The 24,800-nt window shown below is 48.9% G+C and carries 32 protein-coding genes; all 32 read left to right on the top strand.

Annotated elements, in window-relative coordinates; all coding sequences use genetic code 11:
* The first annotated feature begins 36 nt into the window (after positions 1 to 36).
* The 32 genes from L6442_RS22255 to L6442_RS22100 all read left to right on the top strand — a co-directional run bounded on the left by L6442_RS22255 (position 37) and on the right by L6442_RS22100 (position 24,788).
* On the top strand, positions 37 to 837 hold the full coding sequence (locus L6442_RS22255) for a phage terminase small subunit-related protein (protein ID WP_212978727.1): 801 nt from the start codon (positions 37 to 39) through the stop codon (positions 835 to 837).
* Positions 812 to 2,125 (top strand): PBSX family phage terminase large subunit, encoded by a 1,314-nt coding sequence (locus tag L6442_RS22250; protein WP_212978726.1) that lies wholly within the window; start codon positions 812 to 814, stop codon positions 2,123 to 2,125. Before L6442_RS22255 ends, L6442_RS22250 begins: the two co-directional genes overlap by 26 nt.
* Positions 2,118 to 3,614: a phage portal protein gene (locus L6442_RS22245; protein ID WP_212978725.1), complete on the top strand. Its 1,497-nt coding sequence runs from the start codon at positions 2,118 to 2,120 to the stop codon at positions 3,612 to 3,614. The genes L6442_RS22250 and L6442_RS22245 overlap by 8 nt, the downstream gene beginning before the upstream one ends.
* A gap of 3 nt (positions 3,615 to 3,617) precedes the next feature.
* On the top strand, positions 3,618 to 4,634 hold the full coding sequence (locus tag L6442_RS22240; protein WP_212978724.1) for a retron-type reverse transcriptase: 1,017 nt from the start codon (positions 3,618 to 3,620) through the stop codon (positions 4,632 to 4,634).
* Positions 4,635 to 4,696: 62 nt separating this feature from the next.
* The gene (locus L6442_RS22235) at positions 4,697 to 4,840 is read left to right on the top strand and encodes a hypothetical protein (RefSeq protein WP_212978723.1); all 144 of its coding nucleotides are present in this window, start codon (positions 4,697 to 4,699) and stop codon (positions 4,838 to 4,840) included.
* 36 nt (positions 4,841 to 4,876) lie between these two features.
* Positions 4,877 to 5,302, top strand: coding sequence for a hypothetical protein (locus L6442_RS22230; RefSeq protein WP_212978722.1), 426 nt, complete (start codon positions 4,877 to 4,879; stop codon positions 5,300 to 5,302).
* On the top strand, positions 5,259 to 6,437 hold the full coding sequence (locus L6442_RS22225; RefSeq protein ID WP_212978721.1) for a hypothetical protein: 1,179 nt from the start codon (positions 5,259 to 5,261) through the stop codon (positions 6,435 to 6,437). Before L6442_RS22230 ends, L6442_RS22225 begins: the two co-directional genes overlap by 44 nt.
* Before the next feature lie 12 nt (positions 6,438 to 6,449).
* Positions 6,450 to 6,845, top strand: a complete 396-nt coding sequence (locus tag L6442_RS22220; RefSeq protein WP_212978720.1) for a DUF2190 family protein — start codon at positions 6,450 to 6,452, stop codon at positions 6,843 to 6,845.
* Positions 6,846 to 6,862: 17 nt separating this feature from the next.
* A complete protein-coding gene (locus L6442_RS22215) occupies positions 6,863 to 7,924 on the top strand; it encodes a hypothetical protein (protein WP_212978719.1) in 1,062 nt (353 codons plus the stop codon).
* Between the two features lie 16 nt (positions 7,925 to 7,940).
* Positions 7,941 to 8,297 (top strand): hypothetical protein, encoded by a 357-nt coding sequence (locus L6442_RS22210; RefSeq protein ID WP_212978718.1) that lies wholly within the window; start codon positions 7,941 to 7,943, stop codon positions 8,295 to 8,297.
* A 14-nt stretch (positions 8,298 to 8,311) separates the two neighbouring features.
* The gene (locus L6442_RS22205; protein ID WP_237100042.1) at positions 8,312 to 8,680 is read left to right on the top strand and encodes a hypothetical protein; all 369 of its coding nucleotides are present in this window, start codon (positions 8,312 to 8,314) and stop codon (positions 8,678 to 8,680) included.
* A gap of 2 nt (positions 8,681 to 8,682) precedes the next feature.
* Positions 8,683 to 9,099 carry a hypothetical protein gene (locus tag L6442_RS22200; protein ID WP_212958423.1) on the top strand — a complete coding sequence of 139 codons (417 nt, stop codon included), beginning with the start codon at positions 8,683 to 8,685 and terminating at the stop codon, positions 9,097 to 9,099.
* A complete protein-coding gene (locus tag L6442_RS22195) occupies positions 9,096 to 9,932 on the top strand; it encodes a hypothetical protein (RefSeq protein ID WP_212958425.1) in 837 nt (278 codons plus the stop codon). Before L6442_RS22200 ends, L6442_RS22195 begins: the two co-directional genes overlap by 4 nt.
* A 9-nt stretch (positions 9,933 to 9,941) precedes the next feature.
* Positions 9,942 to 10,145 (top strand): YqzN/YkzM domain-containing protein, encoded by a 204-nt coding sequence (locus L6442_RS22190; RefSeq protein WP_212978717.1) that lies wholly within the window; start codon positions 9,942 to 9,944, stop codon positions 10,143 to 10,145.
* Positions 10,146 to 11,609, top strand: coding sequence for a phage tail sheath family protein (locus tag L6442_RS22185; protein ID WP_212978716.1), 1,464 nt, complete (start codon positions 10,146 to 10,148; stop codon positions 11,607 to 11,609).
* A gap of 13 nt (positions 11,610 to 11,622) precedes the next feature.
* A complete protein-coding gene (locus L6442_RS22180; RefSeq protein ID WP_212978715.1) occupies positions 11,623 to 12,042 on the top strand; it encodes a phage tail tube protein in 420 nt (139 codons plus the stop codon).
* A 20-nt stretch (positions 12,043 to 12,062) separates the two neighbouring features.
* Positions 12,063 to 12,494: a phage tail assembly chaperone gene (locus L6442_RS22175; protein ID WP_212978714.1), complete on the top strand. Its 432-nt coding sequence runs from the start codon at positions 12,063 to 12,065 to the stop codon at positions 12,492 to 12,494.
* 194 nt (positions 12,495 to 12,688) lie between these two features.
* Positions 12,689 to 15,430 (top strand): phage tail tape measure protein, encoded by a 2,742-nt coding sequence (locus L6442_RS22170; RefSeq protein WP_212978713.1) that lies wholly within the window; start codon positions 12,689 to 12,691, stop codon positions 15,428 to 15,430.
* A 10-nt stretch (positions 15,431 to 15,440) separates the two neighbouring features.
* On the top strand, positions 15,441 to 16,088 hold the full coding sequence (locus L6442_RS22165) for a LysM peptidoglycan-binding domain-containing protein (protein ID WP_212978712.1): 648 nt from the start codon (positions 15,441 to 15,443) through the stop codon (positions 16,086 to 16,088).
* A complete protein-coding gene (locus L6442_RS22160) occupies positions 16,085 to 17,182 on the top strand; it encodes an XkdQ/YqbQ family protein (RefSeq protein WP_212978711.1) in 1,098 nt (365 codons plus the stop codon). The genes L6442_RS22165 and L6442_RS22160 overlap by 4 nt, the downstream gene beginning before the upstream one ends.
* The gene (locus L6442_RS22155) at positions 17,169 to 17,585 is read left to right on the top strand and encodes a hypothetical protein (protein ID WP_212978710.1); all 417 of its coding nucleotides are present in this window, start codon (positions 17,169 to 17,171) and stop codon (positions 17,583 to 17,585) included. Before L6442_RS22160 ends, L6442_RS22155 begins: the two co-directional genes overlap by 14 nt.
* The gene (locus tag L6442_RS22150) at positions 17,578 to 18,033 is read left to right on the top strand and encodes a DUF2634 domain-containing protein (RefSeq protein ID WP_212978709.1); all 456 of its coding nucleotides are present in this window, start codon (positions 17,578 to 17,580) and stop codon (positions 18,031 to 18,033) included. The genes L6442_RS22155 and L6442_RS22150 overlap by 8 nt, the downstream gene beginning before the upstream one ends.
* The gene (locus tag L6442_RS22145) at positions 18,033 to 19,151 is read left to right on the top strand and encodes a baseplate J/gp47 family protein (RefSeq protein WP_212978708.1); all 1,119 of its coding nucleotides are present in this window, start codon (positions 18,033 to 18,035) and stop codon (positions 19,149 to 19,151) included. Before L6442_RS22150 ends, L6442_RS22145 begins: the two co-directional genes overlap by 1 nt.
* Positions 19,144 to 19,710, top strand: a complete 567-nt coding sequence (locus L6442_RS22140; RefSeq protein WP_212978707.1) for a YmfQ family protein — start codon at positions 19,144 to 19,146, stop codon at positions 19,708 to 19,710. The genes L6442_RS22145 and L6442_RS22140 overlap by 8 nt, the downstream gene beginning before the upstream one ends.
* Before the next feature lies 1 nt (position 19,711).
* Positions 19,712 to 21,082: a phage tail protein gene (locus L6442_RS22135; RefSeq protein ID WP_237100041.1), complete on the top strand. Its 1,371-nt coding sequence runs from the start codon at positions 19,712 to 19,714 to the stop codon at positions 21,080 to 21,082.
* Between the two features lie 46 nt (positions 21,083 to 21,128).
* On the top strand, positions 21,129 to 21,443 hold the full coding sequence (locus L6442_RS22130; protein ID WP_212978706.1) for a hypothetical protein: 315 nt from the start codon (positions 21,129 to 21,131) through the stop codon (positions 21,441 to 21,443).
* 21 nt (positions 21,444 to 21,464) lie between these two features.
* Complete coding sequence (locus L6442_RS22125) at positions 21,465 to 21,605, top strand: hypothetical protein (protein ID WP_212978705.1); 141 nt, start codon at positions 21,465 to 21,467, stop codon at positions 21,603 to 21,605.
* 141 nt (positions 21,606 to 21,746) lie between these two features.
* Positions 21,747 to 22,502 (top strand): hypothetical protein, encoded by a 756-nt coding sequence (locus L6442_RS22120; RefSeq protein WP_212978704.1) that lies wholly within the window; start codon positions 21,747 to 21,749, stop codon positions 22,500 to 22,502.
* Between the two features lie 14 nt (positions 22,503 to 22,516).
* A complete protein-coding gene (locus tag L6442_RS22115; RefSeq protein ID WP_212978703.1) occupies positions 22,517 to 22,756 on the top strand; it encodes a hypothetical protein in 240 nt (79 codons plus the stop codon).
* Between the two features lie 17 nt (positions 22,757 to 22,773).
* Positions 22,774 to 23,106, top strand: a complete 333-nt coding sequence (locus L6442_RS22110; protein ID WP_237100040.1) for a hemolysin XhlA family protein — start codon at positions 22,774 to 22,776, stop codon at positions 23,104 to 23,106.
* Positions 23,107 to 23,128: 22 nt separating this feature from the next.
* Positions 23,129 to 23,413 (top strand): phage holin family protein, encoded by a 285-nt coding sequence (locus L6442_RS22105; RefSeq protein WP_212978702.1) that lies wholly within the window; start codon positions 23,129 to 23,131, stop codon positions 23,411 to 23,413.
* Positions 23,394 to 24,788, top strand: coding sequence for an N-acetylmuramoyl-L-alanine amidase (locus L6442_RS22100; RefSeq protein ID WP_212978701.1), 1,395 nt, complete (start codon positions 23,394 to 23,396; stop codon positions 24,786 to 24,788). The genes L6442_RS22105 and L6442_RS22100 overlap by 20 nt, the downstream gene beginning before the upstream one ends.
* The last annotated feature ends 12 nt before the right edge of the window (positions 24,789 to 24,800 follow it).

Here is a 24,800-nt window from a genome sequence, read left to right as displayed (position 1 = left end):
GCTTGTCATTTTTATTTGGGGGTGGTGATGAATGTAATGCCAAGAGCAAGAGATCCGAACCGTGACCGGGCTAAGGTAATTTGGCTAGAGCATGGCGGCGACATAACAAACCGGCAGATCGCCGAGCAGCTCGGCGTCGATGAAAAGAAGGTTGCGGTCTGGAAGCAGCGAGATAAATGGAATGTTGTACAACAATCAGAAGAGAACGTTGTACAACTGAATGAAGGCGATGTTGTACAACAAAAGCGCGGCGCACCTAAGGGTAATAAAAATGCCGTGGGCAACCGGGGCGGAGCGAAGCCCGGGAACAAGAATGCGATCGGCAACCGGGGCGGATCTGGCGGCCCGCCAGGTAACAAAAAGGCCGTTACGACAGGTGAACATGAATCGATTTTGCTGGACACGCTCGATGATGATGAGCGTGTCCTTTTTGATTTCGTTCGGACCGATCCGCTTGAGCAGATCAACAACGATATCCGCATATGTGACATTCGTATTCGCCGGATGATGCTCCGGCTACAGCGGGTACGGTCGGGCGAAGAATCAAAGAGCACTGACCGTAAGTACCAGTTGGTGGAAGGGGCTGAAGGAAAGCCTCCTGAGCTGCGAGAAGTTGAACGTGTAGAGAAAGAACGGGCCAAGCTTGAGAGAGAGCTGGCCATAGAGGACGCTCTGACCCGGGTGCTCGACAAAAAGACGAAACTCCTTGAACTCAAGCATAAGATGCTCGTCGACGAAGCTCCGCCGGAAGAATCCGAAGATGATGGCTTCCTGGATGCGCTGAAGGGGATGACAAGCGAGGTGTGGGAAGATGTCGGTAACAGCAGCAAAACGTAAGCCCGCCTCTTTTAAATGGCAGCCTCTTAGCCCGAAACAGTTGAAGGTGCTCACCTGGTGGATGCCTGATAGCCCGTACCGGGATTACGATGCGCTGATTTGTGATGGAGCTGTCCGTTCAGGCAAAACGGCTTCCATGTCTTTCTCCTTCATCTCATGGGCAATGGATTGCTTCCAGGACGAGCAGTTCGGCATGGCCGGAAAAACAATCGGTGCGCTTCGGCGTAACGTTATTGTTCCGCTTAAGCGAATGCTTAAGAGTCGAGGCTATCATGCAAAGGAGAATCGATCCGAGAATTTCTTGTCCGTCACTTTCAAAGGGAAGACAAACGTCTTCTACCTCTTCGGTGGCCGAGACGAGCGAAGTCAGGACTTGATTCAGGGTCTGACGTTGGCTGGTATGTTCTTCGATGAGGTTGCGATCATGCCAAAATCGTTTGTTGACCAGGCCATAGCCCGTTGTTCTGTTGAAGGCCGAAAATTCTGGTTTAACTGCAACCCGGGAGGGCCGACACACTGGTTCAAGCTTGAATGGATTGATAAAGCCAAGGAAAAGCTCGCTCTGCATCTTCATTTTACGATGAACGACAACCTATCCTTATCCGAGAAGGTTAAGGAAGGCTATCGTCGGATGTTCTCCGGTGTTTTCTACCAGCGCTTCATCTTGGGTTTATGGGTTTTAGCTGAAGGGATCATTTACGACATGTTCAATAAGGATAAGCACGTCGTGCCTACGGTGGAGCGATATTATTCGCGCTATTATGTTTCCTGCGACTACGGTACGAAGAACCCGACTACATTCGGACTCTGGGGCTTATCGGAAGGGATTTGGTACAAGGTCAAAGAGTACCATTACGACGGTCGGCAGATGTCTGTGCAGAAGACTGATGAGCAGTACTGCGATGATTTGGAGGAATTTGTCGGTGATCTGAAGGTCAATTCGGTCATTATTGACCCTTCAGCAGCAAGCTTTATAACAGCGATACGAAAGCGCGGAAAATTATCGGTTGTTGAGGCGGACAATGCCGTCGTCGATGGGATTCGGAATGTCGCATCAGCGCTCGGTCAGGGCCTGATCAAATATAATGACTGCTGCGTTGAGACTTTTCGGGAATTCAGTTCCTATGTTTGGGATGAAAAGGCAGCTGCCCGGGGTGAGGACAAGCCGGTAAAGGAGAACGACCACCAGATGGACGGTGACCGATATTTCGTCAATACAATCATATTTGGTAACGACATGAATCCGGCCGCTGCCGGACTGTTGAGAGGAGGGAAGCTATATGGCTAAATTTTGGGGCAAGATCAGTGGGGAGATGTCGCGGCTGAGGGGCGGTATCGTGAACCTGATGAACGGGCTCGGATGGAGTTTGACCGGGGGAACCATCGGCGGGACATATACGCTTAATACGACTAAGGTTGATTACGAATTCGCCCGGAAGTTATACGATAATACGGCCGAGAATTACAAGCTTGGAGCTGGTTTCGCCAAGAAGATCATTAATGCCACCGTCGGCTTCATGGGGTTGCCTGATATCAAAAGCGCTGACCAGGATGCTCAAACGTTGCTGCAGGAGTTCTTCAAGGCAAACCGATCTAAGATGCAGCGGACACATCTTAATGCCATTCGTGAAGCTGATTGCTATGTGTGGCTAACCAGAGAGGATAATCCTTCGCCGCTTTATCCAGAAGAACACAAGCGACTGGTCTACAACATCATACCGCCTGAGCAAGTCAAGCGGATTAACCTTAATCCTCTCACTGGTGAGCCGGTGGAATACATCTTGGAAGCTACACACACCTGGGAGGATGAGACGGGAGCAAACAGGCGAGCTGTTATTAAACAGCGGATCAGTGCTACGCGCCGGAAGATTGAAATCGAGGGTGATAAGCCCCCTGATCTTGAAGAAGGTGAGACATCAAACCCGTGGGGCTTCATTCCGATCGTACATTTCAAGAATGAAGCCGACGAAACCATGGCATTCGGGAAATCCGATCTTGAATCCGTTGAGCCCTTCTTTAAGGTTTACCACGACGTTTTTCTGCATGCCATTCAGGGTTCGAAGATGCACAGCACGCCACGCTTGAAACTGAAGCTTAAGGACGTCGCCGCGTTTTTGCGAAACAATTTCGGCGTCGACGATCCGGCCAAGTTTGCGAAAGACGGTGGGACGATCAATCTCAACGGACATGAGATGCTAATCTTCCAAACTGATGAAGATGCTGATTTTATTGAGGCGAAGTCGGCCACAGGTGATGCTACGGAGCTACTCAAATTTGTCTTTTACTGTATTTCTTCGGCTTCAGAGACACCGGAATTTGTGTTTGGTGTTCATATGCCTTCTTCACTTGCTTCGACCAAAGAGCAGATGCCTGTATTTATCCAGAAGATTGAGCGCAAACGCATGGCGTTTACTGACAACTGGAAGCTTCTTGCCCGGATGGTACTGGCGATGACAGCCCAGGCAGAGAATACGAGCTACAGCACATATGACACTGAGTTGATCTGGGAGACTATCGATCCGCGGGACAGCAAGGATGTGGCCACGGAAATCAAGACGATCGTCGAGGCGCTGGACAAGGCGCTTGCCGGCAGGTTCATCTCACTCGAGGCTGCCGTCGATTTCTTGAAGGCTTGGATTGATACGATGCAGGGTTACGAATCTGATGACGAGGAAATCCCAGGCGAGAAGGCCCGAATCGTCCAGACGGCCCTATTCCTATCCAGACTTGAGGACGGAGAGGGCCTTAACAATGAAAATAAGGAATTGGAGGAATAGGCCATGGCCGACCAGTCCTCAGCTCAAAATTTGCTGGAGAAACTGAAGCAGATCGCCGGGCCATATGCCGAGTATGCTCTCCGCGGGCGCAAAAAGTATGTCGACCTTCGGCTGCGGCAGGATCAAGCTGTGCGGGCCATTTACCTTCGTTCAGCCGACAAGCTGGCCAAGGAGATCCGCAGACTGAAACGCTTGGGAACTGGCAGCGAAATGAACATGAGGTACCTGGTAGCTCTTCGGGACTCCCTGAAACAAAACGGCATTGGCGAATCGCTCACCGAACTGCTGAAGAAGGATATCGTCAAGGCGGTACAAGCCGGATCCACATTTAGCTTGGAAGTATCCATGGACCAGCTCAGCGGTACCAAGCTTGCCAAGGAGCCGCTGCGTCGCGCATTCTTCCAAGTGAACGAGCGGGCTGTCGAGGCGGTGTGGGCGCGAACACATAACGGCCTACATTTATCCGACCGGATATGGCGACATGATCAGAAATACCGGATGGCCATGTCTGAAATCATTCAGGATGGAGTCGCTATCGGCGAGGATCCCGTCGTAACCGCCCGGCAGCTCGAAAAGTACGTACGTCGCGGGCGGAAGACGCTGGCCGCTGATTATCCCGAGATGATGGACCGTATGGGCAGCCGAATTCCGCAGGATGTCTCCTACGAAGCGATCCGGTTGGTCCGGACGGAAACGGCTGCGGCATTTGGCGAGGGAACGATTGCTGCGGCGAAGGTGAGTCCGAGTTATGTCGGTATGAAATGGGTGCTTTCTAGTTCTCATCCGGTGCCAGATATTTGCGACGATCTGGCGAATGCTGATCACGGGCTTGGGAATGGAGTGTGGCCGCCAGGTCAGGAACCAATGATGCCAGCGCATCCGAATTGCCTTTGTGTCCTGATATCGGTGCATGAAGATACGGGAAGCTTTATGCGCCGACTGAATGAATGGACGAAGAATCCGGCATCTCAGCCTGATCTGGAGGACTGGTACCAGAACGTATATTCCGAGGTGGCATAGATTTCCTCCCCCGGACAAGCTATGATAGATTCATAGTTTGCGAATCATAGGAGGAATGTCACGTGGATGGCGGCATCGAATTTGAATTTCCTTTGATCCCGACCGAGGAAGAGCTGCGCCAGATGAGCAAGGATGTCACTCGGGAAAAGCTCCAGATCATTGATGGAGGCAAAAATTTAATAGACAGTGAGGAAGGCGCCGAATAAGGCGTCTTTTCTTTTGCCTGAAAGGAGTGAACCGGATTGCAAGAGGTTATTTTGACCGAGGAGGAGCTGCGAGCGAAATGCGCAGAATGGCAGAAAATTCTCAGATTGCAGGACTGGATTGTGGACGTCGGCATTTCCCGCAGCCGGGATATGAATTTGGAGAACGCCCAGGCTGAGATTGTACCCAGTCTGCAGAAGAGGATGGCGACAGTTCGCATTCTTGATTCTGTTGATTATCCTCCGGACTGTGCAGAACCACAGGACATGGAACTTTCGTTGGTTCATGAACTCCTGCACATACATCTTTTTCCGTTGTTTGCAGACCGAGAGGATGAAATGCGCTTAATCGCAGAGGAACAAGCGATCGAGGCTATCAGCCGCGGCTTGATCTATTTATACCGGAAGGGGGGTGAAGAGAATGTTAAAAGCAATGATTTGCGGGGAAATGGCGGAGCAGAATGATAAGATTTTCAGTTTGTTCGGCGGGATCGCCGGTGAAATGAGCATTGAAGATATTCCGCCGGCGCCAGGCGTCGATGTCGATCTGATCAAACAAGGTGACAATGATCCTTTAGAAGTCGTTGTGGAGGTCCCGGTTGGCAAATCGAAGCGAGGCTGGAACTACACGCATAAGGCCCTGAAGGACATCGTCGACGCCGTAAATACACGCACGCTGGCAGGATTTAAGGGGCATCAAAAACCAGAGGACGTGTCAAACCAGTTTATCGACCCTGCGACGCATTGGATTGGCGCCAAGATGACCGATACGGCTGCTTATTTTCGGGGCATCGTGGACAAGAAGGAAGAAGATTTGAAACGGTGGATTAAGGGCAAACGCATCAAACAGGTGAGCATTTATGGCCGCCCTATGCTTAAAAACGTTTCCGGCGAGACGCAGGTCGTTGGATACGATGCTTTGTCGATCGATTGGACTCCACTCGATCGGATGGGGATGCCGACGCGGATCGTTGCAGCAAGTGGCGAGATGTGGGATCCAGACGGGGCAGGCCCCGGAGAAATGAAAGGAGACGATGAACAAGTGGAATGGGCTGAAGTAGTAGCAGAATTGAAAAAACGGCATGGTAACAAAACGATCACCGTTGGGATGATCGCTGGCGAAATGGGACTGAGCAATGAGCAGGTTATCAAGGAGTTGACGCCAGAATTCGCGAAAGAAGTGCAGTGGGCGCTGGAGATCAGCGACAAGGCCAAGGAAATCCTGGGCGTTAGCGGAGAGATGGACGTCGAGGCATTGTTCAAGTCGCTGAAAGAGGCTGCCGACAAAGAGGCAGGTGCTGGCCGCGATCACCTCGTCGGTGAAATGATGACAACAAAGGTCCAATCCGAAGCGGTTCGGGCAGCGCTGAAGAATCCAGAAACAGCTCTGGGCAAGCTCTGGAGTTATCACGCCCGTAACATTGCGCTGGATGCGACCAAGGAACAAATTGCTGGCGAGATGGACACCTTCCTGGCAGATCCCGTAGTCAAAGGTATGGTCGATGCCATTCATACGGACAAGCCAGCCGGTGCTGGGGTTGCTGGTGGCGGTGGCGCGGGCGCACCAAAAAATATGAGAGTCAAACGGGCACGAATCTAAGGAGGGAAAAGCATGTCTTACAAAGGCCAACCGGTGCCAAGCACCACATATCAATCGTATCGTGCGAAAGTAAGCGACGGTAAATCAGTACGGGTCCCTGTACCAGAAAAAACCACCATTGAGACGCAAAAATTCTATCTTATCAGCGGCTTCTTCGGGGCCGCGATGGAATCGGTAACCACTGGCGCTGGCGAAACATCCGAGGTAATCCTCAATGTGGAGCAAGCTGAGTACGAATCTGATCAGATTGACAAAACCCAGGCGTTCGCATTTGGCACTCCAATTTATTGGGATGCCACCAAGTCGCAATTTACCGAAACAGAAACAGGAAATCGCCTTGTCGGCCGCGTCACGGCTGCGAAAGATGCCAAAAATGTTATTTGGTTCCTGCTGGGACCACAAGTATAAGGGAGGGCAATTAAGCTATGGCAAAATTTATTAGCGCTGATACAATCAAGGCCGAACGTCGCAAAGGGACCGTCGAAACAACGGTTCCTTTTTTGTTGAACGGTCGGCAAGAAGAAGTAACGAAGAAAATCGTAAATGGTGAGATGGAGACCTTTGAACTTGATCAGCCGATCGGCGAAATGCTGACCAGTGAAAACAGTCGGAAGGAACTGCTGCAGAAGGTCGTACTTGACGTCGAGCTCGGTCGCGAAGAAGTGCCGCTGTTGTATGGTCCAATCTACGAATCGATTAGCGATCCGAACTTCCCGAAGGAATTTGAGGCGAAATGGGCGCAATATGGGTCCGTCATCTTCTTGGAACATTTGGAGGGTGAGGAAGTTAAATTCGGCAGCCTTCAGGCAGAACAAGGACCTATTGCCCGGATCAAGGGCTTCACGGCTGGCTTCGAATACACGAAAGAGCTTGAAATCTTCAATCAAACCTTTAACTTTGAGATTCTGAACAAAGCATTCGGCGAAGCTCATAACGCTCTGCTGAACCACCTGCACCTGTCGCCAATCATCAAGTTCGCCTATAAGGCGTCCAATAAAACCGGCCCTGTTTATGTTAACGAGCAAGGCAAGAAATTGGCGGATGCAGGCGGGGCGCATTACATCCTCAGCCTGCGGGAAACCCTGCGCCAGGCTTTGACAGATGCACGGACGGCCAAACGACCGGGGAATATCCTGCTGGCCAATTCGGCCAATCAGGAGGATATCAAGGACGCCATGAGCAGCATGACCATCCAAGCGACACCTTACAACGCTCTGGAAGGCATCAGCACCGTCGTCTTTTACGACGGTTGGGAGACACAGGTCAGCAAGAAGACGTATTCGTATGACGGTGTACCGGCGGGCAAAGCTTACCTCATCCGTCCAAAACGCGGCTTTAAAGAACTGATCAAACAGGCTCTGCAGATCCAGGCGACCATGGGCGACCTAACGCGTTTGGTGGAGGCACAGATCGTCGGCGATGTATGGCGCGGTGTATTCGCTGCCGTCGAAGAAAACGTCCAGGAGATCACATTCCCGGGCAAATAAGAGGCGGGTGACTTAAATGGAACCAAGCATCGCGCTCCGTACCCGGCTCCGGAGGCTTCTAAATGAAGTCATTCCGGCGGGAGGCACGGAGGCAAATACAAATTTTACGGATGCCGGACTCGATTTGATCCTCACGGAGTCGGTTGATCTGAACGCAGCGGCATCCACTGGATGGCTGGAAAAGGCGGGGCTGCTGGAGGGAGAGATTGAGTCCTATACGACGGGGAATGAGAGCTACGATCTAACCTCATTGAAGGATAAACTCAATCACGCCATGGTGATGGCCAATAAGTATGCGGAGATGTCGGCAGCTGCTGCAGCAAAAACGGCCAGCGGTGTGATGCTGCGCGTCTGCCCGCCGAAAGTGTTATGAGCAATTTTGCGCAAATGCGGCGCCGACACATTGCATGGAACATCTCCCAAAACCCGACACAAATCGCCATACGCCGAAAAGAGAAGGTCAGGAAGGGTGGCGGCTATGATGAGATCGAAAGGGATCTCCCGCCTATCATCGTCCGCATCTTTATCCAAAGTCGATCGCAGATCACTCATGAGATCAGCACGCTTGCCGGTACAAAGAAAACCGACAAGGTCTATAGCCTACTTGCCGATGAATACGCCGACATTCAGGCGGATACAACCGTAACCGATACATTCAAGGCAAACGGTGAAGATTTTCAGGTGGTCCGAGTACATCCGCAGGTGGCCGATGGCCAAATCGTTGGATACCAGGTCGACCTGGAAAGGGTGAACTAATCATGTCGTTTGGTAGCAATGCTCTTGAGCATATCAAAAGAAAGCGGGCTGGCACCTTGGCTCTGGTCGACAACCTCTCTCGCAAAGCAGAAGGGGACATGAAGGCAGCAGCGCCGTGGAAAGATCGAACGGCTACCGCGCGCAGAGCACTTCACTCGGGTGTCGAACCGGCTGGAAAAAACAAAATCCGCATGTTCCTTGCGCACGGCGTCCGGTACGGCGGCATTTTGGAGGAAGGATCCAAACCGCACATTATCCGCGCGAAAAACAAGAAGGCGTTATATTGGAAAGGCGCGTCGCATCCGGTCAAAGCTGTCAGGCACCCTGGCACGAAGCCGCGGGCAATTGTGCAGCCTACAGCTAAAAAATACAAGGTTAAGGTACGAGATACCCTTGTTAAGTGGTGGTCGACGAAATGAGAAATGCAATACGTGAACGGCTGCTCGCGGTGGTCCCAGAGCTGAAGGACGTTTATGAACCGCATGCAGCTGAAGCAAGCAGTCCCAAACCATACGCCGTTATCCTGCAAGGCGAGGATAGTGACGAGTCACCTTGGTCCGGATTTCGCCGCATTGTCGAGGTATGGCCATACGTTTCCCGTTCGACCTTTGAAAAGGTTGATTCACTGGAGAATAAAATCATCTCCGCCCTGGACAAGCAGATGCTTACTGCTGAGACAGGGGAGGTTTTCTCATGCATCTACCTTGGATCATCTGGCCAGGATGTTGTTGATGAAGAGTGGGACGCAATTACTCGAGGCATGCAGTTTGCTGTTATGGCGCTGCAGCCGGTTGGTACAAACGGCCAAATCACAAGTGACCCATGGGTTCCGGCCCTGGCGTCCTGGACGACAAACGTTATGGGGCAGGATTGGGCCGTTTATAACGGTTTCTGGCCGCTTGGGTTTACGCGTCCGTCTGTGATGTGGCGGGTAACTGGAATTGATGTAATGCCGTTGGGACTGGCCTCATACCGAATCACAAAGCGGTTCACGGTACATGTCACCGGAAACGAGCAGCACCCGGAACACGCAGGAGTTGCCGCCCTTATCGAACGGTTGGGGAGCGAAATTAAAATCCCTTTTGACTCTAAGGACCGGAGATACCTGATGATTACGGATCCAAAAGCCAATATTGGAGCCGATGCGTTACAAGAGGGCCAAATCACGGTAACACTTTCGCGACGCGTATCCCGGCCACAGGCCGACGTCCCGTTAATCCGCAGCGTAAATTACAAATCAAGTATCAGGTAGGTGAGATCGATGGCAGAAAAGCCGGAAAAAAAGGCAGAAACGACAAATGAATCAAAGTACCCCATTGATGAGCTTTCGGCACATGCCGAGGCTCTTTTTAATGTTCGGCCAGAGGTTTTGGTCGGCGCTCTACATGGAGTTAATCAACGTGAACTGACGATTGATGAGGTAAAAAAAGCAGTCGATCAGTTTTTGAAAAGGAAGGCGATCTAAATGGCAGGAGGAAATTGGAGCCCGACGGATATGCCGGTGCTGCCTGGACTTTACATGAATTTTGTTGCAGCCGCTGGCACGGCGATCCAGCCCGGCGCCCGCGGTATCGTAGTTGCTGCCTTTAAAGCACACTGGGGGCCGGTTGGGCAGTTTGTGGAGGTTTCGGATGAAGCAGCAATCAAGGAAGTGTTCTCCATAGATGAGAGCGACGGCGCAACAGCGTATTCAACACTGTACCTAGCCCTTTTGGGTGGGCCGAAGACACTGCTGGGTTATCGTATCGCTTCAGATGCTGCTGCACCTGCAAAGGTGACGATCAACAATACAGCTTCAACACCCGCAGCTGTAATTGAACTAGCTGCAAAGTACCCCGGAGAGCGGGGAAACGGATTTAGTGTTTCGATTTCTGACAGTCTGGCAGCCCCTGGTACAAAGGAATTGAAGTTGTATGAGGGTTCGAAGTTGCTTCGCACCTTTGCAATCGGCGACGGAAGCGTGAATGCTGCGATCCAGGCTATCAACGAAGACGAAGGGAACAAGTGGATCCAGGCAAAGAAACTGGCCGATGGAACCTTGGTCAGTGTCTCCGGTGAAGCATTTAAGGGTGGCGATAGCGGCATAACTGGCGTTACAAATTCTGATTACATCTCAGCGCTCGCCGCGTTCGAGGGACAAGAATTTCACGTCCTGACGTTAGACAACGTTACGGATCCGGCGTTACGATCCAGTATCGTTGCTTGGGTTAAACGCGTACGCAGTGAAGGGAAAGGAATCATTGCCACGCTCGGAGGAACGGCTGCCGATGACAAGTCAACCGACGCAGTCTCCAAAGCTGTATCCAGAAGCGCTAGCATCAACAATGAGGGAGTCGTAAATGTAGGATCTGGTGCAATCATTGCCAACAAGGAATATAGTTCGGCGCAGGTGGCTGCATGGGTTGCAGGTCTGATCGCGGGACAATCTTTGAGTCAATCAACGACCTATGCCGAGTCACCTTTTGATGATGTAACCCGGCGTTGGACACGCTCTGAGCAAGAGAAAGCAGTCCGTGGCGGTGTATTTCTGTTGATCCATGACGGCCGGAAAGTTAAGGTACTCCGGGGAATAAACAGTCTGGTCACGTTGCAGATTGGCCAGAACAATAGTTGGAAGAAGATCCGGACTATTCGGGTCATGGATGCAATCAACGGCGATCTGCAACGCACCGCGGAGGACGTTTATATCGGGAAAGTTAACAATACCGAAGAGGGGCGCTTGGCCCTGATCGGTGCATGCAAAGAATATATGCGGACACTAGCTCAGAGCAACGTTATTGAAGCAAACGGGTATGACGTGATTCTTGATCCTGATTACTACGGTTCATCTCCAGCTAAAAGGCCAGAACCTGATCAGGTCTATTTGAGATGGGATGCCCGACTGACTGATGTAATGGAACAAATTTTCGGCACGTTCTTCGTGCAATAAAGGGGGATAAATCATGGCACAAGGAGCAGGAATGGACCCAACCAGGGCGATACTTGGTACATTTGCTCAAGCCTTTGTTGACGGTGATTGGCAGACAAATATCAATCATCTTGAAGCAAAAGTGGAAATTGATAAGCGTGAGTTGAAACTTGTAGGACACAATTGGGTCCAATATAAGATCGGTGCGAAAAAAGGTAGTGGAACCATGAGTGGATACAAAGTATCGTCAAAAATGATTCAACAAGATTTTAAAAAATTCGAAATTATTTCTAAGTTGGACGATCCGGAAGCGTTCGGTTTTGAACGCGTGCGCCTCATCCGCTGCATGCCCGACAGCGTGCAGCTGGCCAATTGGACTGCTGGTGAAGAAGTGACGGAAGATACGCCATTTACATTTGAAGATTATGAACTTTTAGACCCTATTGTAATTTAAAATCGAAAGGATGAAGCGAAATGAGCAATGAACAATTGAATGAACAACAAATCCTGGACAGTCTCTTCGAGACGGCGACGAATCTGCCGGAAGAGACTGTATTTATTAAACGGCTCGATATGCGCGTTGTCCTACAGGGACTTACGACTAGCAAAGTAGATGCGATTCGGGAACGCTGCACGATCCGGAAGACGGTAAAAGGCCAAGCTACCGAAAAAGTGGACACGGAGCAATTCAACGCTGCACTGATCAAGGAGTCCACAAAATCTCTGGATGTGAAGGGATTGAGTTTGAGCGGTTGGGGTGATGATCGATTGACAAGTCGCCTCAAGTTGTCGGGTGGCGAAGAGGTAATTCGCCGTATGCTGCTTGCCGGAGAACTGGATGCCGTCGGTGATAAGGTTCTTGAAATTTCAGGTTTTGGGGTTGATATTGAGGATGTAAAAAACTAATAAGCTCCGGGGGCACGATGACGATGCTGTACCACTTGTGGGTACGGCATCATTTGCGTCCCGGGGCTTTCTGGTCTTTACCCAAAGGAGAACGGCTACTACTCCAAGCTTTTACTATGGTTGAGATAGAGAATTTACCGACTTCGCGCCAGGAATCTCAGCAGCGTGTCCCATCCGGAAGGAGAGGATAGGCAGTGGCTGAAAAAGAATTTTATCGCCTTGATCTTGTCATCGGTACAGAAGGCGTCGAGCATACGGAAAAACAAGTAAAGGCTATCGACAAGCTGATTGAGCAAACAACTCGGCGCGCTGCGGCGTTGAATAAGACCCGTATTAATCCTACGGCTCGTGTTGATGACCGGGTGACTACTCCTGCTCAAAAAATTGAAAGCAGATTGGATAAATTAAATCGCACGGTGGCTAAGCCAGAGGTTAAATTATCTGATCGGATAAGCAATGATCTTGGAAAGCTGAAATCAAAGCTATCTAGCATTGTGAAAAAGGTCTGGAAAATTCCTGTTACTGCAGCAATCGCTGGTTCGTTGGCGCTTGGCGGGGCAGCCGCGTATTTAGGTGTAAACTCAGTCCACAAGGCAATGGATTTTGAATCGGAGTTGTCTACGATACAAGCTCTAACCGGCGCAACCAATGCTGAGATGGCCAAGATGCAGACGCTAGCCTTAAAGATGGGTGCGGACACGAAATATAATGCTCTCGAAGCTGCACAAGGCATTGAAGAACTGCTAAAAGCAGGCTTAACACCAGCTGCCGTACAGGCAGGCGGACTTGAGGCAGCGCTAAACCTTGCAACTGCGGGCGGATTGGGTCTTGCTGATGCCGCCGAGATCATGTCAACCGCACTCAATGCGTATAAAAAGGACGGTATGGCAGCATCGCAAGCGGCTGATATCTTGGCAGGTACAGCAAATGCTTCGGCTACAGGTGTGGAGGAGCTTCGTTATTCCTTGGCAATGGCATCGGCGGTAGCATCAGGAGTAGGGATGTCGTTTAAAGATACGAACGTTGCCTTAGGTCTTTTTGCGAACAATGGTTTAAAAGGATCCGATGCCGGTACATCACTTAAGACTATGTTGTCTAACCTTGTTCCCAAAACCAGCGATGCTTATAGCCTTTTTGAACAGTTTAATTTGCTTGTAACAGATACAACCGCGTCTCTATCATTATTAAGCAAAGCTGGTATTAAGCCGGCATCAGGCTCAGTTACAGACATCAATAAAGCCCTTGAAAAATATGTTGCTCGCCAACAAGGCTTAAAAGAGGGAACTAACAAGGCCACTAAAGCGACAAGGGAATTTATGATGGCTAACAACTTGATCCACTCGGCTTTCTACGATGAAAAAGGCAATCTCAGGGATCTCGAGCAAATCGCAGGAGTCCTGCAAGATCGTTTCGGAAAACTGACCAATGAGCAGCGCCAATTTTACATGAATCAAATTTTTGGTTCCGATGCGATCCGGGCCGGCACGATTCTCTTCAAGGAAGGCGCAAAAGGCGTCAAGGAATTCGAGAAGGAGATGTCTAATGTCACCGCCTTGGAAGTCGCCAAGAAAAAAATGGACAACGCTGCTGGGGCAGTCGAACAATTTAATGGCGCCGTCGAGACGCTGCAGATCAGCGCCTTGTTACCTACCATGCCGATCATTAAACGGGTGGCGCTGGGAGCGGCCGACTTCGTTGAGAAGTACACGCCTGAGATTACTGCAGCTGTAGATAAAATGATGTCCAAAGCCCAGCATCAGATGGACGTTTTGGCAAAGAATCCGGAATTCCAAAAAGCTGACCTTTTCGGAAAAATGAAGATTGCATGGGACACGGTTATTACGCAGCCTTTGACGGAATGGTGGGATGGAAACGGCAAGCAGGCAGTTGATAATTTAGCTGATAAGATGGGAACCGTTTTGGGAGTTGGCCTTAAGGGCGTGTTCATGGGTGCCTTGGGGATTTTTGATAAGGACGATGACAAAAAGTCGGTCTATATGAGTGCTGGGGAATCCGCGGGGAAGTCTTTTTTCGATGCCTTTATTAAGGCCTTTGATGCAGGAGCTATTGTCAATAAGCTTCTTGAGGCGTTCCAAAATATGCAGCCTGAATGGCTCGGCGGTAACACTACAAGTACTGCAGGCACAATAGCAAGCTTGGGTTTCGATGCATGGCTGATGTACAAGTTAGTTAACCTTGTGAAAGGACCAACGACACTTGGGAAGAATGTATTAGATAAAGGTAAAAATGTCTTCGGAAAGTTTACTGGGAAGTCCTCTCCTCCAAAAGGTTCAACTGTAGCTACAGATGTGGTTACGAATACAGGAACAAGAACAACAACACAGGCGCCTACGAATACTCGAGTGGGATCACAAGCGAAATATGATCCAAGATATCGTACACCAACTAAAGCAATGAACCCACCAAAAGAGTGGGTTCAGCCAGGGATAGCTACATTGGCACAATTTCTTGGAATTGGATCTAAGATTACTATCGGAGCGACTGGAATAGCTGGAATTGCAGGTGTCGGATATAACATCCTTTCAGGTGGATCGGCCTGGGAAAATGCTGCAAAGGACAAAAACTCTATATACAGCAGCGTTATGGCTGGAAGAGGCGGCAACGGGGTCACTCCTGAAGTACAGAATCAAATCAAAAACGACATCATGAATCAGGTAATTGGTAGTCCCACTGCCAAAAATCAAAATAAAGATGTTGTTAAAATCTCCCCTGAACAGATTGACTCGATCGTTTCTAATCTTCAGGATTTTAAGCAAGAGGTTAAGAATGAAATTAACGTAAGTGTTACTCCAGGAGCTGTACAGGTTAATATGCCGACGCAGACGATTGATTACGATGAAGTAGCTAATAAAGTAGGGTGGACTGTTGCGAATCAAGTTCGGCGAGGTTTCCAGAACAAGGTAGCGATCGATTAAGGAGGTAACTATGGAAATCCACTTGAAAGATTCTTCTGGCACAGATCTTTATTTTCCGGTTAATCCGGAAGAGATTACGATCAAGCGGGAGAAGGGGATCGAGACGGTGAACATTTTATCGTTCGGCGAGTTCGATTTTCCCATCGGTGAAAAGGCGAAGGAAATTTCCTTCGCCTCTTTTTTTCCATTGAACTACGACGAGTCTTATTGCAACTACAAAAAAATTCCGGATCCGAGAAAAGCAATGAATATCTTGAATACCATGATACAACGAAAAGAACCGGTTCGACTTGTTATGACAACGATCGAAGTGAACTTACTCGTTTTAGTTTCGGGCCATGTTACCAACATAAGAGGCGGTGAGACAGGCGATATTTACTTTGAATTGAATCTGCGGACATGGCGTGCTCCAAAGGTACATGTTAAAGCGGCAGCCTCCAAGACAAGTAAATCAAAATCTGGCAAAACAAGTCGCCCTGATACTAAAAAGAAGCCCAAGACATATGTTGTTAAATCCGGAGATAATCTTACGAAGATTGCCAAACTGGAATTAGGGAACAGCGGCAAGTGGCAAGCGATCTACAATTTGAACAAGAAGACGATCGGGAAGGATCCGAATAAAATAAAACCTGGAATGAAACTGGTGATGCCGACATGAGCTATGAAGTCGTATATCAGAATAAATACTATCTGCGGGAATTGATCGAGAGTATCAAACTCAAGGATAGTTTGGATCAAATCTCGTATCAGGCTGAGATCAGCATGAAGGTGACCAGCGATTTTCCAAATATCCAGCCTGGACAAGATATCCGTATCAGTGGCGTTCCATATGGAAAAAGCGATATGGCACCTCTTTTGAATCCAGGAGTCGTATGGGAATGTGACAGCTCGGATAAGTCCACCAAGCATATAGCCTTGACGATCTATGACCGCACAATTTACCTCGCCAAATCTGAGGATGAGTATTTGTTGCCTGCTGGTCAGACGGCTAGCCAGCGACTCCGCAAATATGCAGCTGATTGGGGAATTAAGCTTTCGACGGTTCCAGATACGAAAACTAAGCTTAAAAAGGCGGTTTACCGCTCGCGGCCCATTTATAACATGATTACTGCCGATCTGCAGGAGACCGTCAAATCCGGTGGCGATATGTATATCCCACGGATGACTACTACCGGGCTCGTACTATTCAAGATTGGAAGCAATAAAGAGGTTTGGGTGCTGCGAGGAATAGAAGAAACAGAGCAAAAAAGAACGCTCGAAGGGACAATCACAAAGGTCAAAGTAATTGGTACCGAGGATCGGAAAGAGAAACCAAAAAAGTCCAAATCCGGCACCCAGGACGAGGTCGGCCGAGTATATGGCGGAAAAGTCGATAAGAAGACCAAAGGCACCAAAAAGAAGCCGAAGGTCAAAACGGATTCAAAGGTCGAACTTCCAAGCAAAATACTGGCGATCACAACTGGCCAGACAACAAAATACGGTACACTGCAACGCATGGTTCAGGATGAGGATGTGAAGACAACTGCAGCCGCTCAGAAGTTGGGAAAATCAATGCTGAGTGGAATACAGGAGACTTTCACGGTGAAATGCCTTGACTTAAATACACTCCGTGCTGGTGATGCAGTGATGTTTAATAATCTAAGACTAATAGTGACCGCTGTTAATCATGATCTTGGGGATCCCGGGCATATGATTGCTGAATTGGCATCAGAAGACTATGTGCGAAGGAGGTTTTTCCTTGGATACACGTGACCCTTATAAGGATTTGGTTGCTTCATTGAAAGATGAAATGAAAAAGAGTGCAGGCCAAGCGTTGTCTGGTGTACCTGCAGAGCTTGGGACAATAACAGAGACAGGTCTAAAGCTCGACAATTTCAAGGATGAAGTCCAGGATTACTTGGTTGCTGATTTTCTGACAACCCTGCATCTTCCCGCATTCTTCATCGTTGGTACCACTGCATTGGCCGACGAAGAGGATGAACCCATTGGTACCCCATCACAACGCACAAGATTCGACTTTGAACCTACGTTGATCGAAGAAGTCCGGGTAAACCTAGCAGACGGTTTAATGCCTGGCGAACGAGTACTGGTGATCCCAACCAACGGCGGCGATGATTTCGTTGTGATGTGCAGGGTGGTGAACGGTGGTGGCTAATCTTTTTCCGGAAGACATTGAAAACGATTGGGGGGAAGAACAACCAGAAGAATTTACGGATACCCAAATAGACTTCGGACGAAGCTGGCAGTTTAATTTTAAATCCGGTGACTTCGTGATGACACCGACACGAAAAGTCGCTGCTGCAGACGATAAAGCAGCTTGGGTTATGTGGTGTCAAAAGGCCATTCGGACACCACGGTATCGGCATTTGATTTATTCCCGTGAACATGGCGAAGAACTAGATGATCTAATCGGGAAGGGGTACAGCCAAGCATTAATCGAGAGCGAGATCCAACGTATCGTAACGGAGACGTTAATGGTCGATCCTCGAACTGCCAATGTGGACGATTTTACTTTTGATTGGCCTGGTGATGCCTGTTACTTCACTTGTCGAATTACAAATGCCCGGGATGAAGAGGCTGAACTGGAAGGGAGCGCGGGGTAATGGCGAATTTACCACTCTATTTGCAAGATCAAACAGAAGATGAAATCATGCAGCGAATGCTGAACAGAGTGCCCGCGGATATAGATAAGTCCGAGGGCTCTTTCATTTGGGATGCGCAGGCGCCAGTGGCGTTTATGTTGTACGAAGCATCCATATGGGCACAACAAGTTCTGGAACGCGGCTTCGCTCGTACAACATTCGGCGATTATTTGGATATGCGGGCGGAGGAGCATGGAGTCACACGCCGGCAAGCGGTGGCTGCAACTGGGGCAGTAAAGTTTACGGGCACGCCCGGAAAGAAAATTCTTACTGGGACCGTGGTGGCCACGCCAGCAGACGAGATTACCGGGGAATCCAGCATCGAATATAAAACGACCGTAGACATAACATTGGACAGCAATGGCGAAGGATCCGCCTCGGTTATCGCCCTTGTTCCTGGTAAGGCAGGAAATGTCCCTGCAGGTGTCATCGAAAGCATCTCCGTGCCGATTAGCGGCGTGCTATCAGTGACAAATCCGGAAGCAATCAAAGGCGGCGCGGATGTGGAGTCCGATGAATCTTTGTTGGAGCGTTTTTATACTCGGGTTCGTAATCAGGGGACAAGTGGCAACAAAGCCCAATACATTCAATGGGCGAATGAGGTCGCCGGCGTAGGCGGGGTTCAGGTCAAACCCTTGTGGAAAGGACCGGGCACAGTCGGCATTTATTTGCTGGACATGGACAAACGAGCCGCAAGTCCGGCGATTGTACAGGCAGCTCAAGACTATATCGATCCGACGATGGACGGACAAGGGGAAGGGCAAGCGCCAGCCGGGCCGATTGTCGCCGTGATGGCCGCTGAGGAGGTGCCTATTAATATCTCGGTTCAGTTGACGCTGGCGGCCGACGCAACGATTGATCAAGTGAAGGAGCAAATCGAAAACGGTATTGCTGCTTATCTCAGGCAGCTTGCCTTTGCGGATCCACTCGTCCGTTACACCCGGATTGCTGCGGTGCTCTTGGATATTCCTCCGATTATCGATTATTCGAATCTTACCGTCAATGGCCAGTCGGACACCAATATTCAGATCAATCCCGGGCAGGTGGCTGTATTAGGGGCGGTGACGCTGAATGGCTGATTTTGCGATCACAAGTCCGAGAGGTGCTGAGCTCTTTTCTTATTTGCCTGCTTATTACGAATCTTCCCGAGTCATGCGGGCCGACATGAATGCAAAAGGAACGGAGATGGATGCTCTATACAGGGCACTGAACGAAACGCTCGATCAGTTTTTTGTCCGGACGGCCACATGGGGGTTGGATCGCTGGGAGTATGAGCTTGGAATCGAAACGGATCAAACAAAGCCGATTGAACAGCGGCGTGCTCTGGTGGAGTCCAAGTTGCGGGGCGCAGGGAAGTTCTCCGGCCGTCTGGTCAAAAACGTCGCCGAAGCATACGACGGAGGAAAGGTAGATGTTACCTTTCAACCAGCCGAATGGAGTTTCACGATCAAATTCATTGATACGATTGGGATCCCCCCGAATCTGGATGATCTCAAATCAGTGATTGAGGAGATAAAGCCCGCACACTTGGCCGTAGAATACGAGTTCAGTTATCTGCTGATCCGGGATATTGATGGGGTCATGACCCTGCATGACATGGAAAAGACCTTACTATCAAAATTTGCAGGAGGTGCTTAATTTGTCGAGTAGTACGCCCAATCTTGGATTACTTAAAAAGGATCCAGTCACTGATGGAAATGAAACTTTCAATATTAAAACGATGTTGAATGAAAACTGGGACAAAATTGACGCAGCTGTAAAAGCCGTGGAAGATGGCTTGTCAGATATTAAGGTCCCGGACGCATCGCTGACTCAAAAAGGGATTGTGCAGTTGTCAAATGCAACAGATGGCACACGGGAGAATGTGGCGGCGACAGAAAAGGCGGTCAAAGATGCGGCCCTTGGGGCGAAATCCTACACCGACCAGCAAATCGGCCTGGTCACAGAAACTGGGATTCCTAAGCTTGTCAGCTATCCACTGAAGGTAACGGCTACATCCGATAATCAGAAGGTATTCGAGATCCCGCTTGATCTTTTCGACGCTAACACGGATACCTTACTAATATCGATTAACCGGGCAACATTAGATTCGACTCAGTACACCGTGACTAACACTGTTCGGAATGTAGATGGCAAAGTCACGCAGCGAGCGAAGATAACCCTATTATCTGGCGTGGCTGCTACGTCTGAGGTGACAATGGTTGTTCTGAAGAATGTCCCAATTGGCCCGGACGGTTCAATAAATGGTGCGGTGTTGGCGTTAAACTCTGTCCCGATAAATCGTGTTAATGGGCTGCAAGATCAACTAGACTTGGTTTTTCAATCTGTCAGTGATGGAAAAAAAACGGTCGCTGCCGCCATTACTGGCAAAGGCGTTCAGGCATCAGGCAGCGATACATTCCCACAGTTAGCTGATAAAATAGGAAAGATAAGCACAGGCACACTTGTAGAACTTCAAACATCAGGAGCATCACAGCCTGGACCACAAACCGGGTATAAATCCGGCACACTTACGACACTGGCATCTTTTACAGGACCGGTAAAGCGAGTAATTTTACAAAGTGCAGGGGTAATAAATAACAATATAGGAGATCACAGTCGTGCTGTTTGGTTGCATTCATCATGGGGTTTTTTTGGATCAGGATCAGTACCAGTGTCCGGTCAGTATGTAAAAACGTATTTATCACTATCTGCTCCAGGAACAGTGGGTAGTTACTTAGACTTCACAACTGCATCATCTGATTTTGATAATAGAGGTGATTATGACAATTCATGGGTATCTGCTTTGGATATTGATTTTGAAAATAAGCGCTACAGAATGGGAGTAACTAAAAAATACACCTCTGGTTATATTGGCTATGATAGTTGGATTAGCTTTCCTGCTGCGTGGAAAACTGCCGCCTTCAACACGTCGACACCGATCAATCTTCTTATTCGTTATGAATCTGTTGAAATGCAAGCTAACGGAAAAGCCCAAGCGTACTGGTGTGGACAAATATTTATCATGTAAAGGAGTAACTGGGTTATTTAATTTGAAAAAAAGGAGATGAGGTGTTTTGGATTTAATTACGTATGCAAAATTGAATGACAATGCCGGAAAAGTAACGGCAGTAATTTACAACCCAAGCCCAAACATGGATTGGGTAACTGATGAAAAATTATACGTTGAACATGCTGTCATTCCTAGCAAAGAAGACATTCCAAACATGGATGCGCGCTTGCGTATAGACCTGAAAACGAACGAATTGTATTTTGACTATATTGCTCGGGAGACAATTGAAAACAAAGTGATTAGTTTGCAACAGGAAAATAAAGAACTGAAACAGGCAATCGCCGATTTGACGATGCTTTTAACGACTCCTTCTGCCTGATCTGAAAGGAGGTGAATGATCATGCAATTTACGAAGGATAGCGGATTGGTTAAGGTTTGGGTTAGTTTGGTACTGGTTGGGACATATAATCTCGAAGAAGTGCCACAGTTTTTCAATCTTAAAACAGTCGTTACCGAAGTCGTAAACGGAACAGTATTATAAACCAGCGCCGCATAGGCGTTTTTATTTTGCCTTCAGATCGCTCCGAGGGTTATTTTAATGAACGGGGAAATCTTGCGCCGATACCACTATTGCTGAACTAACCTTGCTCATAGCTAAAACTTAGAAAGGAGATGAACACAGATGGCTAAGGGAATCACTTTACAAGAGCTAGATTCATCGGCATTTGTCAATCTCGTACCGTATCTCGGTACAACCTCTAATAACGGAGATGCCTTCAGCATAACAACCGTTGTACCTATCGACGTAAATCAAAAATTTACTATAAAATTCAATGCCGCAAGTTCTACAGCTCCAATACTTAAGATCAATGATGGCACGTCACATCCTATCAAAAAGGCTAACGGCAACAACGCGAAGCTCTACGCTAGTGTATACACATTGTTTTGGGACGGATCGGCTTTTATCTTACAGGGTGAAGGAGGTGGTGGGAACGCCCAACCAGGGGACGTATTAGCAGGGAAAACATTTACGAATGATGACGGCGAAGCAAAAGGGACGATGCCAAATAGAGGGAATATGCGACTTACTCCCACAAATCAAAGAGTAACTATACCGGAGGGCTACCATAACGGCTCTGGTTATGTGGACCCCGTATATCCACCATCTCCTAACGCAACAACAGGCAAAGTTACTATACCTGCTTATAGTTATAAAGATATTCCAGCGCCAGCAGGCATGCAGTATACAGCTTTCGCCTTTTACAATGACGGAAATGATAATAACTCTGGTTTTGCGTTTCCCTATGGTTATAAATTCAACAATACTCATCAACAGAATGTGTACATTAATAACTTTGGTTACAGCTCTGTCAACATCCAGTGCCAAAGTAGCTATGAAACAACCTTGAATTACTATCAAGGATATATACCGAGCTAAGGAGGGGAAATCATATGACACCGGAATCATGGGTTAGATCAAACTATTACGTAATTGACGATCATCCCATTATGGGGAATATCATCGTATGGGAAAATCAGCAAGGATTCTATGCGATTTATACACCCATTGATAAATTTATTGAATTGTTTGAGAAACCCATGCAAGAAGCGATCCAGGCAGGAACGGACGTTAAACAAGCGATCCGAGACTATGACCCCGAAAACGAAAGGGGCTTTAATGAATTGCTCTAAAATATTTGTAGTGTTTTATGCCCTCGGAGCCGATCTGGGGGCATTACTTTTGCTATTCAAGAGGTGATGGGATGGACTGGGGAGCGATAGTAGCCGTAATTTCCGCGATCAGCGGCATTGCGCTGGGGTGGCTTGGCAGAGCCCGAGCAGTAAAACATGACGTTGCACAGGAGGCTGGTGCCGGCGCATCACTGCATACGGACGTCGAGTATATCAAGCGAGGAGTCGATGACATCAAGGTCGATCTGCGCATGCAAGGTCAGCGGGTGGATGATCTGTCTACGCGCGTAACACGAGTTGAGGAATCGGCCAAGCAAGCGCACAAGCGGCTCGACCGGTTGGAAGAATAATATATTGAGAGGATGCTATTAAATGGATTGGGATACTATTTACGGACTGATCGATACCAGATTGCTAGTTGTCGTCGCTTTATGTTGGGTGATCGGATATGCCCTTAAACAAACGCCGCGTGTACCTGATTGGACCATTGTATATATCGTAACACTGGTTGCGGTGCTGATCACGGTATGGATGCTTGGGTTTGGACCGGAAGCACTTATTCAGGGCGTTCTGGCCGGTGCATTTGCAGTCTATGGAAACCAACTTTTAAAACAAGTTAAAAAGGCAGGTAATGACGATGAAAAAGGTATGGATTGACGCAGGGCACGGCGGCAAGGACTCGGGCGCTGTAGGTAATGGAGTAAAAGAAAAGGATATTGTACTTACGGTGTCACTAGCGATCAAACGAAAGCTAGAAAGCGACTATGAAGGCGTTCAGGTGCTACTCACCAGGAGTACAGACGTATTCCTTGAGCTTAAGGATCGCACCAATAAAGCCAACGCTGCAGGAGCCGATCTATTAGTATCCATCCATTGCAACGCTGGTGGTGGTTCAGGTGGTTTTGAGTCATATACCTACAACGGCACAAACAACGCAGCGACAACAGCCTTGCAAAATGAACTCCATACGGAGATTATGAGCCGCCTAAAGCAATACAGAGTAATCGACCGCGGCCAAAAGAAGAAGAACCTGCACATGTGCCGTGAATCGCGTATGCCCGCTGTTTTAACGGAGAATCTATTTGTCGATGTAGCTGCTGATGCCGCACGTCTTAAAAGGCTGGAAGTCATTGAGGCACTTGTTTCCGGACATGTTGCTGGTATAGCAAAGTATTTAAAACTACAGAAACGCACCCAGCAGCTCCCAGCAAGCGGAACAATAAATATCCTGGGACCAGCGACTGCAACGGTTGATCAGGCTAAGGAGTGGGCGCGAACGAACAAGGCTCCAGCCGAATTTGTAGAGTTGGCCAAACTATATTGGGAACTGGCCCCGGAGCGTGGTGGAGTGGACCCAGCCATCGCATACGTCCAATTTGGACATGAGACAGGCTACATGTACCGTGACGGCCGGAGCGCAGCAGGCATCGACGCGAGCTATCATAATCCATGCGGGCTTAAAATTACTACCGGCGGTGGAGATTATCAGGCATCTGCACACAAGCGGTTTAAGGATTGGCGGGAAGGCATCACAGCCCATCTTGATCATCTCGCCTTGTATGCGGGCGCAGCTGGATATCCGAAAAAGGAGACGCCCGATCCCCGCCACTTCAAATATTTACGTGGCACGGCTAAGACAGTGGATGCACTTGGAGCTAAATGGGCGCCGTCATCATCATACGGCACACGGCTTGTTACTGAGATTGTAAAACTTCGAGGATCAAAAGGGGCAGAAAAGACGGAAACTGGGAACAATGGCGAAGAAGCAACCATCGAACTTAATGGAAAGAAAATATGCTCAGGAGTCTTTGTAAACGGCTTGGTAACAGCCCCAGTGCGGGCAGTAGCGGATGCCCTGGGAGCTAAGGTCGGATGGGACGGCAAGCATGCTACAGTAAACGGTAAACAGATCATAGGCAGTCAACTTAAGGGAGATGTCACGTACGCCCCAGTGAGGGAAGTTGTTGAGGCAGCCGATGGCAACGTTGTTGACTGGATCGGAAAGGTACGCAAGGTAATCATTCAAAAGTAAATCCCAAGTGTT

This window comes from Paenibacillus azoreducens (assembly GCF_021654775.1).
Lineage (GTDB): Bacteria > Bacillota > Bacilli > Paenibacillales > Paenibacillaceae > Paenibacillus_AQ > Paenibacillus_AQ azoreducens.
The sequence above is the reverse complement of the archived record's forward strand: the minus strand, read 5'-3'. Positions and strand labels throughout refer to the sequence as shown.

What these genes read in the sequence shown, in the direction of transcription:
- L6442_RS22105 (WP_212978702.1), top strand. Translation starts at nt 23,129, where the DNA reads ATGGATTGGGATACTATTTACGGACTGATCGATACCAGATTGCTAGTT.
- L6442_RS22215 (WP_212978719.1), top strand. Translation starts at nt 6,863, where the DNA reads ATGGCAAAATTTATTAGCGCTGATACAATCAAGGCCGAACGTCGCAAA.
- L6442_RS22145 (WP_212978708.1), top strand. Translation starts at nt 18,033, where the DNA reads ATGGCGAATTTACCACTCTATTTGCAAGATCAAACAGAAGATGAAATC.
- L6442_RS22195 (WP_212958425.1), top strand. Translation starts at nt 9,096, where the DNA reads ATGAGAAATGCAATACGTGAACGGCTGCTCGCGGTGGTCCCAGAGCTG.
- L6442_RS22205 (WP_237100042.1), top strand. Translation starts at nt 8,312, where the DNA reads ATGCGGCGCCGACACATTGCATGGAACATCTCCCAAAACCCGACACAA.
- L6442_RS22210 (WP_212978718.1), top strand. Translation starts at nt 7,941, where the DNA reads ATGGAACCAAGCATCGCGCTCCGTACCCGGCTCCGGAGGCTTCTAAAT.
- L6442_RS22180 (WP_212978715.1), top strand. Translation starts at nt 11,623, where the DNA reads ATGGCACAAGGAGCAGGAATGGACCCAACCAGGGCGATACTTGGTACA.
- L6442_RS22220 (WP_212978720.1), top strand. Translation starts at nt 6,450, where the DNA reads ATGTCTTACAAAGGCCAACCGGTGCCAAGCACCACATATCAATCGTAT.
- L6442_RS22185 (WP_212978716.1), top strand. Translation starts at nt 10,146, where the DNA reads ATGGCAGGAGGAAATTGGAGCCCGACGGATATGCCGGTGCTGCCTGGA.
- L6442_RS22125 (WP_212978705.1), top strand. Translation starts at nt 21,465, where the DNA reads ATGCAATTTACGAAGGATAGCGGATTGGTTAAGGTTTGGGTTAGTTTG.
- L6442_RS22200 (WP_212958423.1), top strand. Translation starts at nt 8,683, where the DNA reads ATGTCGTTTGGTAGCAATGCTCTTGAGCATATCAAAAGAAAGCGGGCT.
- L6442_RS22225 (WP_212978721.1), top strand. Translation starts at nt 5,259, where the DNA reads ATGTTAAAAGCAATGATTTGCGGGGAAATGGCGGAGCAGAATGATAAG.
- L6442_RS22245 (WP_212978725.1), top strand. Translation starts at nt 2,118, where the DNA reads ATGGCTAAATTTTGGGGCAAGATCAGTGGGGAGATGTCGCGGCTGAGG.
- L6442_RS22140 (WP_212978707.1), top strand. Translation starts at nt 19,144, where the DNA reads ATGGCTGATTTTGCGATCACAAGTCCGAGAGGTGCTGAGCTCTTTTCT.
- L6442_RS22255 (WP_212978727.1), top strand. Translation starts at nt 37, where the DNA reads ATGCCAAGAGCAAGAGATCCGAACCGTGACCGGGCTAAGGTAATTTGG.
- L6442_RS22115 (WP_212978703.1), top strand. Translation starts at nt 22,517, where the DNA reads ATGACACCGGAATCATGGGTTAGATCAAACTATTACGTAATTGACGAT.
- L6442_RS22250 (WP_212978726.1), top strand. Translation starts at nt 812, where the DNA reads ATGTCGGTAACAGCAGCAAAACGTAAGCCCGCCTCTTTTAAATGGCAG.
- L6442_RS22190 (WP_212978717.1), top strand. Translation starts at nt 9,942, where the DNA reads ATGGCAGAAAAGCCGGAAAAAAAGGCAGAAACGACAAATGAATCAAAG.
- L6442_RS22175 (WP_212978714.1), top strand. Translation starts at nt 12,063, where the DNA reads ATGAGCAATGAACAATTGAATGAACAACAAATCCTGGACAGTCTCTTC.
- L6442_RS22165 (WP_212978712.1), top strand. Translation starts at nt 15,441, where the DNA reads ATGGAAATCCACTTGAAAGATTCTTCTGGCACAGATCTTTATTTTCCG.
- L6442_RS22160 (WP_212978711.1), top strand. Translation starts at nt 16,085, where the DNA reads ATGAGCTATGAAGTCGTATATCAGAATAAATACTATCTGCGGGAATTG.
- L6442_RS22240 (WP_212978724.1), top strand. Translation starts at nt 3,618, where the DNA reads ATGGCCGACCAGTCCTCAGCTCAAAATTTGCTGGAGAAACTGAAGCAG.
- L6442_RS22120 (WP_212978704.1), top strand. Translation starts at nt 21,747, where the DNA reads ATGGCTAAGGGAATCACTTTACAAGAGCTAGATTCATCGGCATTTGTC.
- L6442_RS22110 (WP_237100040.1), top strand. Translation starts at nt 22,774, where the DNA reads ATGCCCTCGGAGCCGATCTGGGGGCATTACTTTTGCTATTCAAGAGGT.
- L6442_RS22100 (WP_212978701.1), top strand. Translation starts at nt 23,394, where the DNA reads ATGAAAAAGGTATGGATTGACGCAGGGCACGGCGGCAAGGACTCGGGC.